Genomic DNA, 11897 nt, shown 5'->3' on the forward strand with positions numbered 1-11897 from the left:
CCCCCCCTCCGGCCGAGTCCGCTCTCCCCTGCGTCCTCGGCGCCTGTCGCCGCGCGTCCTCGCGCGGCAGGTCCGTCAGCCCTGGCTGTCCACCAGGACGCGTGGGGACATGGGGGTCAGCATCCGGGGGGAAGGGAGCGAGGGTCGAGCACCGTCATGGTGCTGATGACTCGACAGTAGCCCCCTCGAGCAGCCCGGAACGGGGACCTTTGCCCTGCAGTGCGGTGACTCCGGCCCTAGAGCCGGCGGGTGATCTCCTCGGGCGGCTCAGCGCCCGCCTCCTGGGCCCAACCGCCGCTCTCGGTGGGGGCGATGCGCACGTGCTCGCGCACTGCCCCGTTCTCGGTGACGACCCACAGCACGTCCTGCTCGGCCTCCCACAGCAGCGCGGGAGGGGCCTTGAGCGTGTACCCGTAGGCGTCGGCCCAGAGGTCCTCGCCGGCGGCATCCCGCAGCAGTACGCCCACGGAGTCCCCGGCCACGTCGATCACCGCCACGTACGCCCCGGACGGGGACACGGCCTCCGCCCCCACCTCGGTGATCGGTGCGGGGCCGACGGGCTCCGGCTCCTCCTCGGCGCAGGAGACGAGCAGCGGCGGCAGTGCGACCCCCAGGCCGAGGAGCAGCGCCCGGCGCCGCACCGCGGGGCGGGCTGGTCTCACGCTTCCTGCTCGCCCCGTGAGGCACCCGAGGCGCTCCGGGTGATCGGGGCGCTCGGGGCGTTCGAGGCCGTGCGCTCCGCCAGCTCCTGCGCGGTGGCCAGCACCTGTGCCCGGCGCTCGGCAGTCGCGGCGACGTCCTGGATCGCCCAGGCCATCGCGAGGGCCGCGTCGTGCATGAGGCGGTAGGCCTCGTCGGTCGCGGCCGCGGCGGCGAAGTCGCGGGTGTGCAGGGGGGCCGTCACCCCGGTGATGCCCACGAAGGGGTGCAGGGAGGGCACCCGCTGGGACACGTTGCCCATGTCGGTGGAGCCGGCCATCACCCCGAGGCTGCCGGCCAGCGGGCGGCCCAGCACCTCCATTCCCTCGTTCCAGGCAGTGGCCAGCACATCGTCCTGCAGCAGCGGCTCGTAGACCGGTTCGGTGGCGGTGATGTCGAGCTCACAGCCGGTGGCGACGGCCCCGGCGCGCAGGCAGTCGAAGAGGCGGTCCCGCAGGGAGGTGAACTGCTCCATGGTCAGCGCCCGGCACTCGAGGTCGACCTCGGCCCTCTCGGGGATGATGTTGGTGACGCCGGACTGCTGGGGCACCAGCGCCAGGCGCTGCCCATCGGCCACCTGCTGCCGCAGCAGGCCCGCGGCGACCTGCGCGATCACGGCGGCGTCGTTGGCGTTGAGGCCGTCGGACGGGTTGGCGGCCGCGTGGGCTCCGCGACCGGTGTAGGTGGCGCGCCAGCGGCCCACGGCCTGGCTGGTGGAGCCCAGGGGGTCGTAGGTGTCGGTGTGGCCCATGGCGTGGGTCATCAGCGACAGGTGCACGCCCTCGAAGGCACCGCGCTCGATCAGCAGCTGCTTGCCGCCGCCGTGCTCCTCGGCCGGGGTGCCGATGACCTGCAGGGTGAGGTCCAGTTCGGGGACCGCCTCGGCCAGGGCGAGCGCGGCGCCGAGGGAGGCGCCGGCGATGATGTTGTGCCCGCAGCCGTGACCGATCTCGGGCAGGGCGTCGTACTCCACGCACAGCGAGGCCACCAGGGAGCCGCTGCCCAGGGTGGCGCGGAAGGCGGTGGGCAGCCCGGCGATGCCCCGTTCGACGGTGAAGCCGGCACCCTCCAGCAGTTCGCAGCAGCGATCGTGGGCCCGGTGCTCCTCGAAGGCGATCTCCGGATCGGCGTGGATGGCGCGAGCCACGGCCAGCACGTCCTCACGACGAGCCCGGTAGGACTCGGCGATCCTGGCCTTGGCCGGGTCGGGGTGCGCGGTGCCGTCGGGAGCGGGTGCGTCCGGATCGGCAGCGGCGGGCGTGTCGGGAGCGGTGCGAGCGTCGTCGGTGGTCACAGGTCGATCCTGTCACGACGAGGGCTACCGGCCCAGGGCCGTCCGGCACGCAGCCCTGCAGCATCGGAGGTCAACCCTGGCGCATCAGCGGCGGGTTCAGGGAGGTGCCGTCGCCGGCGCGGTACAGGCGCGCAGGGCGACCACCGGTGAGGTGGGCGCGGGTGCCCACCTCCTCGATGAAGCCCGGGCTGCGGGTGGCCTTGCGGTGGAAGTTGCCGGCGTCCAGGGTCACCCCCCACACGTCCTCGTAGACCCCGCGCAGCTGGGAGATGGTGAACTCCGGCTCCAGGAAGGTGACCGCGAGGGTGGTGTACTCGAGCTTGGAGCGGGCGCGATCGATAGCGGCCTCGAGCACGGTGGCGTGGTCGAAGGCCAGCTGGATCTCGCCGAGGTCCTTCACTGCCCACCAGCGGGCATCGGCCACCGCCTCGCCCCGCTGCGGCTCCGGGAGATTCGCACCGAGCGCCATGAAGGCCACGGAGACGACGCGGCCGCGGGGGTCGCGGTCGGGCTTGCCGAAGGTGCGCACCTGCTCGAGGTAGACGGTCTGCGAACCCAGTGAGGCCTCGTCGGCCAGCACCCGCTGGGCGGCCTCCTCCAGATCCTCCTGGGCGGTCACGAAACCGCCGGGCAGCGCCCAGCGACCGCGATGCGGCTCCTCGTCGCGCTGCACCAGCAGCACGCTGAGTTGGCGGTCGCGCAGGGTGAGGATCACCAGGTCCACTGCCACCCGCAACGGCTCTTCATAGGGCATGGCGGCAGGATATGAGCGTTCTGGTCGACGTGACTGCTGGTGCGGCGGCAGTCACAGGGACAACCGCTTGCTCTAGGTCACATGGAAAGCAGGACGCGCCCCTGCCGGGACCAAGGTCCCGCGGGGCGCGTGCTGAGGGAAGGACCTCACCCCTTCAGCCAGCGGTCCCACTTCTCCACGCGGTGCTCGGCGTCCACGAACCGCACGGTGCCCGAGGTGGCGCGCATGACGATCGAATGGGTGTGCACGTAGTCCTTGTCGTAGCGAACGCCGCGCAGCAGGTCGCCGTGGGTGATGCCGGTGGCGGCGAAGTAGCAGTTGTCGGTGGTGACCAGGTCATCGGTGGTGAGCACGCGGTCCAGGTCGTGGCCGGCGTCGATGGCCTTCTGCTTCTCCTCGTCATCCTTGGGGGCCAGGCGGCCCTGGATCATCCCGCCGGTGGCCTTGATGGCGCAGGCGGCGACGATGCCCTCGGGGGTGCCGCCGGCGCCCAGCAGCATGTCCACGCCGGTGCCGCGGGCGGCGGCGATCGCACCGGCCACGTCGCCGTCCATGATGAACTTGACGCGAGCTCCGGCGGTGCGGATCTCCTCGACCAGCTTCTCGTGGCGGGGGCGCTCCAGAACACACACGGTGACCTGCTCGACCGGCTTGCCGAGGGCCTTGGCGACCAGGTTGATGTTCTGCTTGACCGGCAGGCGCAGGTCCACGAAGTCCGCGGCCTCGGGGCCCACCACCATCTTGTCCATGTAGAACACGGCCGAGGGGTCGTACATGCTGCCGCGCTCGGCGACCGCGAACACGGCCAGCGCATTGTCGTAACCCATCGCGGTCAGGCGGGTGCCGTCGATCGGGTCCACCGCGACGTCGACGTCGGGGCCGGAGCCGTCGCCCACCTTCTCACCGTTGAACAGCATGGGCGCCTCGTCCTTCTCGCCCTCGCCGATCACCACGGTGCCGTTCATGCGCACGGTGTCCATGAAGGAGCGCATGGCATCCACGGCGGCGCCATCGGCCCTGTTCTTGTCGCCGGCGCCCACCCAGCGGCCGCCCGCGATGGCGGCGGCCTCGGTCACGCGCACCAGTTCGAGGGCGAGGTTGCGGTCGGGGGCGGTCAGGTTCGAGGGGGATTCGCTGTTCACCGTGGTCTCCATCGTCGTAGGCGGGTCCGAGAGGCTGCCCGGCGCAGAACCGGCCGGGCCGCCGATCTGACGTGCGGATTCACTCTACCGTTATCACCCTGTGACCGGGCGGGCCCTCGCGGCGGCCTCCTCGGCCGTCGGCTCCGGCGGCGAGCCGTGCAGCGCGGGGTGGATCGGCAGCGACAGTGCAACGGGCAGTCCCTCCGTCGCGGCACGCAGGCAGGCGGGGCGGGCGATTTCGGAGGGCATGGGGGGATTCTCCCGCCACAGGGTCAGTGCGGCGCGACCTCGAGCGTCGCACCTGCCGTGCGGGGCCGCTCCTGGGAATCGGCGACCGCCGCCCTCAGAGCGACGAACAGCGCGATCAGGCCCACGGCCAGCAGCATGTGGCCCAGACCTGCGATCCCCGGGATCGCCGCGCTGGTGCCGGCGGGGTCGGCCCGTCGAGCGTGAGAACGCCCCGCACCACCATCATCACCACCGTGATCACCAGGCCCACGTTGTAGGTCCAGTAGAAGACGGTGAACGAGCGGCGCCCGGTGACGCGCACGGTGGCCTCGAGCGCCAGCACCACGAGGAACACCAACATGCCCAGCACCAACAGGTGGGTGTGGAGCGTGGAGAGCTGCGACTGCTCACCGACCGTGCCGGTGAGCTTGGAGTACTCGCGGTAGAAGACACCCGAGGCCAGACCGAGGATCATGTAGACGAAGGACGTGACGAGCAGACGATTCATCCCTCCACCGTAGGAAGCCGCTGGTCAGGCGGCATCCATCGAATGGTTGAAGTGAACCCGGCCTGCTCGCGCCGCGGCTGGCGGCGCCGGAGCCTGATGCGCGAGGCGCGGCTGCGAGGCGCGTCCCGTGCTCGTCGGCGCCACCGGTCGGTGATGATCGGCTCATGGAGACTCTCACCATCGGCGATCGCCGCTTCCTCATCCGTCGGGCTCTCGAGGCCGACGTGCCTGCGCTGGTGGCCCTGCTGGCTGACGACCCGCTGGGGCGCGGCCGGGAGTCGGCCGACGAGCTCGGCCCGTACCTGGCGGCGTTCCGCGAGGTCGACGCGGACCCCCGCCAGCTGCTGGTCACGGTGGTCGAGGGGCAGACGACCGTGGTCGGCACGGTGCAGCTGTCCCTGATACCCGGTCTCTCGCGGGGCGGTGCCTCGCGGCTCCAGATCGAGGCGTTGCGGCTGACGGAGTCCGTGCGGGATCTGGGACTCGGCAGCATGCTGCTGGAGTGGGCCCATGCGTACGGGCGCGAGCAGGGGGCGGTGCTGTCGCAGCTGACGTGCGACCGCAGGCGCGATGCCGCACATCGGTTCTACGAGCGGGCCGGGTACGTGGCGAGCCATATGGGGTTCAAGCGAGGGCTGTGACCCAGGTTCCTCCACAATGACCAGTTATCCACATTCCTTTCCACATTCTGTGTCCCGTCAGGCTGATTTTGCTCGGGACGGCGCGGAGTTATCCCCAATCGTCGAACGTTCTTTCGATTGTCGGTGCCGCGACGCAGAATGGGAGCATGAAACCTCAGCTCCCAGGCGACGACAGCACCAGGTCAGGCGACAGCCTGCCCGCTGGTGACGTCCTCGCGCGGGCGCTGGAGCACGCCTCCCGCCTGCCGGACTCCGGCGCGGTGAGGAATATCGTGGGTGAGATCATCGCCCGCGCGCTGGCCGCATTCACCGCCACCGTGTCGGTGCTCGATCCCGTTCCTGATACGCAGCCCGGTTCGCCCCAGGAAGCCCTCGCCGTGCTGGCGGGGATCGAGCAGCTGCGCGCGGGGATCGCCGCACTGGACGCCACATGGCAGGTGGCGGCCGAGGACCGCATCCGCGAGGCGGACGCCGCTCGTGATGTGAGGGAACGGGACCAGGGGCGTGCCGCCGCGAACGAGGTGGCCCTGGCCCGCCGCACCTCCCCCAGCTCGTCCTCCATGTCACTGGCATGCGCGCGCAGGCTGGTCGCGCAGATGCCCACCACCTACCAACAGCTGGCCCAGGGGCGCCTGCCTGAACGCAGCGTCCATGCCATCACCCGTGCGCTGGACAACGCGGATCCGGCCACGTGCGCCCGGATCGACCAGTGGATCCAGGAGGATCCCACCCGTCTCGACGGCCTCGGCACCCGTCGCACCGGGCAGCTGGTGCGGGAGATGAGCCACGCCCTGCATCCGGGTGACTCCCGTGCCCGCGCCGAGCGCGCCGCGCGGAAGCGGAACGTGACGATGGTTCCCCTCGGTGACGGCATGGCCCGCATCTCGGCCACCCTGCGCGCATTGGATGCCGCCGCCGTGATGAAGAGCCTCACCACCGGGGCGGAGGCCCGCCGCGCGGCCGGCGCCCGGGACTCGTTCGGTGCCCTGCAGGCCGATTAGCTCGTCGCCGCCGTGACCGGGGGCACCTCTGGCACCCCCGGGACCAGGCACGACGTCGGGATCGTGATCACCGACCGGGCCCTGCTGGGCGGCGCGGCCGATGCGGAGTTCGCCCGCATCGAGGGATACGGCGCGCTGCCCGCCCACATCGTCACCGACACCATGTGCGGGCGCCCACCCGGCTTCATCACCCCCGCCAACCGCACCTGGAGGCAGCACGAGCACGCCGATGCCGCTGCGACCGCGGTGTTCCGCCGCCTGTACACCCACCCCGTCAGCGGTGAACTGGTGGCGATGGAGTCCACCGCCCGAGCGTTCCCGGTGGGCCTGGCACGCATGATCCGATGGCGCGACCAGACGTGCCGCACCCCCTGGTGCAACGCCAGGATCCGGCATCTGGACCACATCGATCCCCACGCACGTGGAGGGCCCACCAGCTTCAGCAACGGGCAGGGCCTGTGCGCTCGCTGCAACTACCTGAAGGAGCACGGGCACTGGGTGGTGCAGACGGCGACGGCGACCTCCCCCGCCGCCGGGGCCACGGCGATCACCTGGAGAAGTCCGCACGGGGCCCAGGGCACGTCACCCACCCCGCGATCGGAGCCCGCCCCGCCACCGGCGTCGATGGCCCAAGCTCCCCCGCAGCCCGAGCCCCCTCCACCAGCTCCCCCGGCTCCACCTCATGCCTTCGACGACCCGCCGTTCTGACTCCGGCACGCCCAGCGTCCCCCACGCAGGGGCATGCCGCCGCGCGCCCGCGCATGGCAACCTCCGGCATCCGCGCTCGACCAGCAGGTAGATGCGGGAGACTCACCATGGTGACCCAGGCCACTCGTCCGCTCCGGTCGGGGATGGGCCGCGTCGCTGTCGCCGCCACCCACGAGCGAAAGGACCCTCGATGAGCACCTCCGACGGAGCCACCTACGCCCCCGCCGCTATGCCCAAGCCCGTGGTGGAGCCCGGCGAGTTCGTGTTCGCCGCGATGCACCTGGACCACGGGCACATCGTGGGCATGACCGAGGGCCTGATCGGGGCCGGCGGCACCCTGCGCTGGGTGTACGACCCGCAGCCCGAGCGCGCCGCCGCCTTCCAGGAGCGGTTCCCCGAGGTCCGGATCGCCGACAGCGAGGAACAGGTCCTCGCCGACGAGGAGGTGCGCCTGGTGGCCGCCGCCGCGATCCCCTCGGACCGCGCCGCGCTGGGCATCCGGGTGATGGAGGCCGGCAAGGACTACTTCACCGACAAGACCCCGCTGACCACCCTGGACCAGCTGGCTGCGGCCCGCGAGGCCGTCACCCGCACCGGGCAGAAGTACGCCGTGTACTACTCCGAGCGGATCCACGTGGAGGCCGCCGTCCTGGCCGGCCAGCTGATCGACCGGGGGGCCATCGGCCGCGTGATCCAGGTAATGGGGATGGGCCCGCACCGCCTGGGCGCCCCGGGATCGCGCCCCGACTGGTTCTACCGCCGCGCCCAGTACGGCGGGATCATCACCGACATCGGCTCCCACAACTTCGAGCAGATGCTCACCTTCACCGGCTCCGAGGACGCCGAGATCCTCTCCAGCGCGATCGGCAACTTCGCCCACCCCGACCATCCCGAGCTCGACGACTTCGGAGAGGCGCACATCGCCCTGTCCTCCGGTGCCTCCGGCTACGTGCGGGTGGACTGGTTCACGCCCGACGGTCTGCGCACCTGGGGTGACGGCCGCACCTTCATCCTGGGCACCGAGGGCTACATCGAGCTGCGCAAGTACGTGGACATCACCACCGACAACGGCCCCGGCCAGGTGCTGCTGGTCGACGGCGACGGGGAGCACCGCATCCAGGCCGACGGCCAGGTGGGCTACCCGTTCTTCGGGGACCTGATCCTGGACGTGCTGAACCGCACCGAGAACGCCATGACCCAGGATCACGCCTTCAAGGCCGTCGAGCTGGCGCTGAAGGCTCAGCAGCAGGCGCGGGTGCTCACCGAGCCGCGGTGAGCTGCGGGCTCACTTCCCCGCGGTGAGCTGCTCCCGCACCTCGCTGCGCAGCACCTTGCCGATCAGGGAGCGCGGCAGGTCCTCGACCACCACGATCCGGCGCGGCACCTTGTAGGCGCTGAGCCGTTCCTTCGCCCAGGCGCGCACCTCGGCCTCGTCGATCTCACCGGAGGCGATGACGGCGGCGACCACCTTCTCGTCGCCCCGCTCCTGGCGGATGCCGACGACGGCGGCCTCCTCGATGGCGGGGTGGTCGCGCAGCACGCGTTCCACCTCGCTGGGGGAGACGTTGAAGCCGCCGGTGATGATGATCTCCTTCTTGCGGTCCACGATGGTGGCGAAGCCGTCCTCGTCGAGCGTGACCAGGTCGCCGGTGCGCAGCCAGCCGTCCTCGGTCATCGCCTCGGCGGTGGCCTCGGGGTTGTTCCAGTAGCCCTGGAACACCTGGGGGCCCTTGACCAGCAGCTCGCCGCTCTCGCCGGGGCCCACGTCCTCGCCGTCCTCGTCGACCACCCGGCGCAGGGTCGAGGGGAAGGGGATGCCGATCGTGCCGGTCTTGCGGGTCTCGGAGAAGGGGTTGCCCATGGCGATGGGGGCGCACTCGGTCAGGCCGTAGCCCTCGACCAGCCTGCCGCCGGAGACGGACTCCCACAGCTCCACCACCTCGTCGGGCAGCGTCATGGCACCGGAGATGCACCACTTCACGCCCTTGAGCGAGATGCCCTTCTCCTTCGCGCCCTGGGCGGTGCGCTCGTACAGCGGCGGCACCGCGCAGTAGATGGTGGGCGGGCTCTTCTTCATCGCGGTCAGCGCCATGTCCACGTCGGGGCGGGGGAACAGCACCTGGCGGACCTGCTTGTACACGCCGAAGGTCACGTACAGCACCATGCCGAAGGCGTGGAACATCGGCAGCATCGCGTAGCTGGTCTCCTCGCCCGTGCGCGCGCCGTGCATCCAGGCCACGCCCTGCAGCGCATTGGCGTACATGTTGCGGTGGGAGAGCATCACGCCCTTGGGCACACCGGTGGTGCCCGAGGTGTACTGGATCGCGCCCAGGTCCTCGATCGTCGGCCGCGGGTGGGAGGCGGGCAGCTCGGGATGCGACACCAGCTGCTTCCAGGTCATGTCGCCCGCCTCGCCACTGCTGAGCTGCTTCCGCTGGGCGGCCAGCTTCGGCACCGGCAGACGCAGGGCAAGTCGCTTGACCAGCGGGAATGCCTCCAACAGGTTCACGGCCACCACCTTCGGTGCCGACGGGACGGCCCGCAGCTTCGGCACCACGGTGTCCAACGCGATGGCGATGCGGGCGCCGTGGTCGGCGAACACCTCCTCCAGCTCGCGCTCGGTGGAGAGAGGATTGTGCTCGCACACGATGCCGCCCAGCCGCAGCACCGCGTAGAAGGCGATCAGGTGCTGCGGGCAGTTCGGCAGCAGGATCGCCACCCGGTCGCCGGGGCGCACGCCTATGCGTCGCAGGCCCTCCGCGGCGCGGCTGATCCGCTCCCCCATCTCGGCGTAGGTCATGGTGGCGCCGAAGAACTCGGTGGCGACCCTGTCCCCGGCCTCAGCGCAGGAGCGCTCGCACATGTCGGTGAGGGACTCGTCGGGGACCTCGATGCGGGCAGGGACCCCGGCCCCGTAGAAGCGGGTCCAGTCGGGGGCGCCGTCGTGGTCGGGGGCGCCGTCGTGGTCGGCGGTGCCGGGGCGGTCCGGGGTGCCTGGGCGGTCCGGGGTGCCGGCGTGGTCGGGGGCGGGGTGCGGGGCGGGGGCGGCGTCGCTCGTCATGATGCTCTCGAGTCTAGTGAGCGGAGGCCCGTCAGCGCGGCCCACCGCGTCGGCCGCCCGCCCCACTACCCAGGAGCCGGGCACTCGCGCGTGCCCGGGGTGTCTCAACTGCCACGCAGGTTCCGTCGTACGAATCTTCCGGCGCTGCGCACGGGGCCGGCGCCGGCGGCCAGCAGCATGCCCATCAGGGCCGTGGTGCCGCCCGCGCCGATCAGCAGAGGGTCCCTCATGCGGCCCCCCGCCGACGGCTGCGAGGCCAGCACCGTGGAGATCCCCACCATCAGCGCGCTCATCGTCATGCCCACGATCAGGCGGTCAGCAGTGTTCTCCATGCGGGTGATGACCTTGTCGAGGTCCGCGGCGTCGATGTGCACGTCCACACCGCGACTCTCGTAGTCGTCCAGCAGGCGCAGTGCCCGCTGGGGCAGATCAGTGCCCAGCCGCAGCGCGGTGCGGCCCGCCATTCCCGCCCGCCGGGCCAGCGCCTCGGGGCTCAGCAGCTCGCCCATCGCGATCGGCAGCACCTCCTCGAGCACCGTCGCGACCTGGAAGCCCGGATCCAGGGTGACGGCGCTGGACTCGGTGAGCACCAGCATCCGCAGCAGGGCCGAGACGTCCGAGGGCAGCTGCAGGCGGTGGCGGCGCAGCAGGGCGGTGATGCGCTCCACGACGGCGGCGACGGAGATCTCGCCCAGCGGCTTCTCGGTCAGCATGTCCAGCACTTCGGACACGTCGCGCGAGAGCCGCCTGCGGTCCACCCCGCCGCGTGGGGGCGCCAGCTGCAGCAGGGCGGAAACCGCGCCGTCCTCGTCCTGTCGGCCCAGGGCGAAGGCGAGCCACAGCAGGTGCTCGCGCACCTGCGGGGAGAGGGTGCCGACCATCCCGAAGTCGATCAGCCAGATGGTCCCGTCGGTCTCCACGAACAGGTTGCCGGGGTGCGGGTCGGCGTGGAAGAAGCCGTCCACCAGCACCATCCGCAGCAGGGACTCGGTGGCGTCGTGGGCGACCTTGCGGCGGTTGATGCGGGCGGCGTCCAGCGCGGCGGTGTCGGTGATGACCATCCCGGTGACGAACTGCTCGGTGAGCACCTCGGAGGTGGTCAGCTCCCGGTACACACGGGGGATCCGCACCGTGCGGTCCTCGGCCAGGTTGCGGCGCAGGCGGCGCGCGTTGTCGGCCTCGGTGCGGTAGTCCAGCTCGCGGCGCATCATGCGATCGAAGGCCGCCACCACCGACTCGATGTCGGCGTCACGGGCGAGGGACCACTCGCGGGAGGCCAGCGCCGCCAGGGAGCGGATCAGGTCCAGGTCCGAGTGGATCATCTCCGCGGCACCGGGCTTGCGCACCTTCACGATCACCTCGGTGCCGTCCTGCAAGCGGGCGCGGTGGGCCTGGCCGATGGAGGCCGACGCGAGCGGCACCTCGTCGAAGTGCGAGAACAGCTCGTGCGGGTCCGCGCCGAGCTCGCGCCGGATCGTCTCGGCGATCTGCGCATACGTGACGGGCGAGGTGCTGGTCTGCAGCTTCTCCAGCTCCGAGGTGTACTCCAGCGGCAGCAGGTCGCGGCGGGTGGAGAGCATCTGGCCGAGCTTGACGAACGTCGGCCCCAGGTCCTCCAGGGCACGGCGCAGGCGCATCGGGCCGGGGACGGGGCCGGAGTCGTCGCCGGAGAGGTGGCGGTACACCAGTCCGGTCATGTGCTCGCGCAGGCCGATCTGATCGGCGAGGGCCGACATGCCGTTGCGCACCAGGACCTCGGCGATCCGACGGTAACGGGCGGTGACGGAGGCCATGATGGCCATGCTAGCCAGGGGTCGGGTGGGGCGGGGGCGGAGGACCACGGCGGGGGGGGGGGGGGGGG

13 protein-coding genes are annotated in these 11897 nt (G+C 71.4%); 4 read left to right on the top strand and 9 right to left on the bottom strand.

Going from position 1 to position 11897, the window contains the following annotated elements:
• Nucleotides 1-236: 236 nt before the first annotated feature.
• From M4D54_RS13060 to M4D54_RS13085, 7 genes are all read right to left on the bottom strand, one after another.
• Entirely contained in the window at nucleotides 237-662 is a 426-nt protein-coding gene (locus M4D54_RS13060; RefSeq protein ID WP_259891967.1) for a hypothetical protein, read from the bottom strand.
• Complete coding sequence (locus M4D54_RS13065; protein WP_259891968.1) at nucleotides 659-1993, bottom strand: amidohydrolase; 1335 nt, start codon at nucleotides 1991-1993, stop codon at nucleotides 659-661. The genes M4D54_RS13060 and M4D54_RS13065 overlap by 4 nt, the downstream gene beginning before the upstream one ends.
• Before the next feature lie 70 nt (nucleotides 1994-2063).
• A complete protein-coding gene (locus M4D54_RS13070; protein ID WP_259891970.1) occupies nucleotides 2064-2747 on the bottom strand; it encodes an NUDIX hydrolase in 684 nt (227 codons plus the stop codon).
• Between the two features lie 146 nt (nucleotides 2748-2893).
• Nucleotides 2894-3901 (bottom strand): class II fructose-bisphosphatase, encoded by a 1008-nt coding sequence (gene glpX / locus M4D54_RS13075; RefSeq protein WP_193866865.1) that lies wholly within the window; start codon nucleotides 3899-3901, stop codon nucleotides 2894-2896.
• Between the two features lie 81 nt (nucleotides 3902-3982).
• Nucleotides 3983-4138 (bottom strand): hypothetical protein, encoded by a 156-nt coding sequence (locus M4D54_RS13080; protein ID WP_259891972.1) that lies wholly within the window; start codon nucleotides 4136-4138, stop codon nucleotides 3983-3985.
• A gap of 23 nt (nucleotides 4139-4161) precedes the next feature.
• Entirely contained in the window at nucleotides 4162-4302 is a 141-nt protein-coding gene (locus M4D54_RS13885) for a hypothetical protein (protein WP_396121502.1), read from the bottom strand.
• Nucleotides 4254-4625 (bottom strand): DUF2871 domain-containing protein, encoded by a 372-nt coding sequence (locus M4D54_RS13085; protein ID WP_259891973.1) that lies wholly within the window; start codon nucleotides 4623-4625, stop codon nucleotides 4254-4256. The genes M4D54_RS13885 and M4D54_RS13085 overlap by 49 nt, the downstream gene beginning before the upstream one ends.
• Before the next feature lie 164 nt (nucleotides 4626-4789).
• Here M4D54_RS13085 and M4D54_RS13090 point away from each other — a divergent pair, with 164 nt between their 5' ends.
• The 4 genes from M4D54_RS13090 to M4D54_RS13105 all read left to right on the top strand — a co-directional run bounded on the left by M4D54_RS13090 (nucleotide 4790) and on the right by M4D54_RS13105 (nucleotide 8251).
• Nucleotides 4790-5266, top strand: coding sequence for a GNAT family N-acetyltransferase (locus tag M4D54_RS13090; RefSeq protein ID WP_259891974.1), 477 nt, complete (start codon nucleotides 4790-4792; stop codon nucleotides 5264-5266).
• A gap of 146 nt (nucleotides 5267-5412) precedes the next feature.
• Complete coding sequence (locus M4D54_RS13095; RefSeq protein WP_259891975.1) at nucleotides 5413-6267, top strand: 13E12 repeat family protein; 855 nt, start codon at nucleotides 5413-5415, stop codon at nucleotides 6265-6267.
• Nucleotides 6268-6279: 12 nt separating this feature from the next.
• Nucleotides 6280-6975: an HNH endonuclease gene (locus tag M4D54_RS13100; protein ID WP_259891976.1), complete on the top strand. Its 696-nt coding sequence runs from the start codon at nucleotides 6280-6282 to the stop codon at nucleotides 6973-6975.
• A 190-nt stretch (nucleotides 6976-7165) separates the two neighbouring features.
• Nucleotides 7166-8251, top strand: coding sequence for a Gfo/Idh/MocA family protein (locus M4D54_RS13105; protein ID WP_259891977.1), 1086 nt, complete (start codon nucleotides 7166-7168; stop codon nucleotides 8249-8251).
• 9 nt (nucleotides 8252-8260) lie between these two features.
• Here the strand turns inward: M4D54_RS13105 and M4D54_RS13110 are convergent, their stop codons facing one another.
• Nucleotides 8261-10036: a long-chain-fatty-acid--CoA ligase gene (locus tag M4D54_RS13110; protein WP_259891978.1), complete on the bottom strand. Its 1776-nt coding sequence runs from the start codon at nucleotides 10034-10036 to the stop codon at nucleotides 8261-8263.
• Between the two features lie 104 nt (nucleotides 10037-10140).
• On the bottom strand, nucleotides 10141-11829 hold the full coding sequence (locus M4D54_RS13115) for an AarF/ABC1/UbiB kinase family protein (protein ID WP_259891980.1): 1689 nt from the start codon (nucleotides 11827-11829) through the stop codon (nucleotides 10141-10143).
• Nucleotides 11830-11897: the final 68 nt, after the last annotated feature.

Source organism: Brachybacterium sp. p3-SID1565, assembly GCF_025143785.1.
In the GTDB taxonomy this organism is placed as follows: Bacteria; Actinomycetota; Actinomycetes; order Actinomycetales; family Dermabacteraceae; genus Brachybacterium; species Brachybacterium epidermidis.

Excerpts from the sequence above, each read along its gene's own strand:
- M4D54_RS13110 (WP_259891978.1), bottom strand. The coding sequence starts at position 10,036 with ATGACGAGCGACGCCGCCCCCGCCCCGCACCCCGCCCCCGACCACGCC.
- glpX (WP_193866865.1), bottom strand. The coding sequence starts at position 3,901 with ATGGAGACCACGGTGAACAGCGAATCCCCCTCGAACCTGACCGCCCCC.
- M4D54_RS13085 (WP_259891973.1), bottom strand. The coding sequence starts at position 4,625 with ATGAATCGTCTGCTCGTCACGTCCTTCGTCTACATGATCCTCGGTCTG.
- M4D54_RS13090 (WP_259891974.1), top strand. The coding sequence starts at position 4,790 with ATGGAGACTCTCACCATCGGCGATCGCCGCTTCCTCATCCGTCGGGCT.
- M4D54_RS13115 (WP_259891980.1), bottom strand. The coding sequence starts at position 11,829 with ATGGCCTCCGTCACCGCCCGTTACCGTCGGATCGCCGAGGTCCTGGTG.
- M4D54_RS13080 (WP_259891972.1), bottom strand. The coding sequence starts at position 4,138 with ATGCCCTCCGAAATCGCCCGCCCCGCCTGCCTGCGTGCCGCGACGGAG.
- M4D54_RS13095 (WP_259891975.1), top strand. The coding sequence starts at position 5,413 with ATGAAACCTCAGCTCCCAGGCGACGACAGCACCAGGTCAGGCGACAGC.
- M4D54_RS13070 (WP_259891970.1), bottom strand. The coding sequence starts at position 2,747 with ATGCCCTATGAAGAGCCGTTGCGGGTGGCAGTGGACCTGGTGATCCTC.
- M4D54_RS13105 (WP_259891977.1), top strand. The coding sequence starts at position 7,166 with ATGAGCACCTCCGACGGAGCCACCTACGCCCCCGCCGCTATGCCCAAG.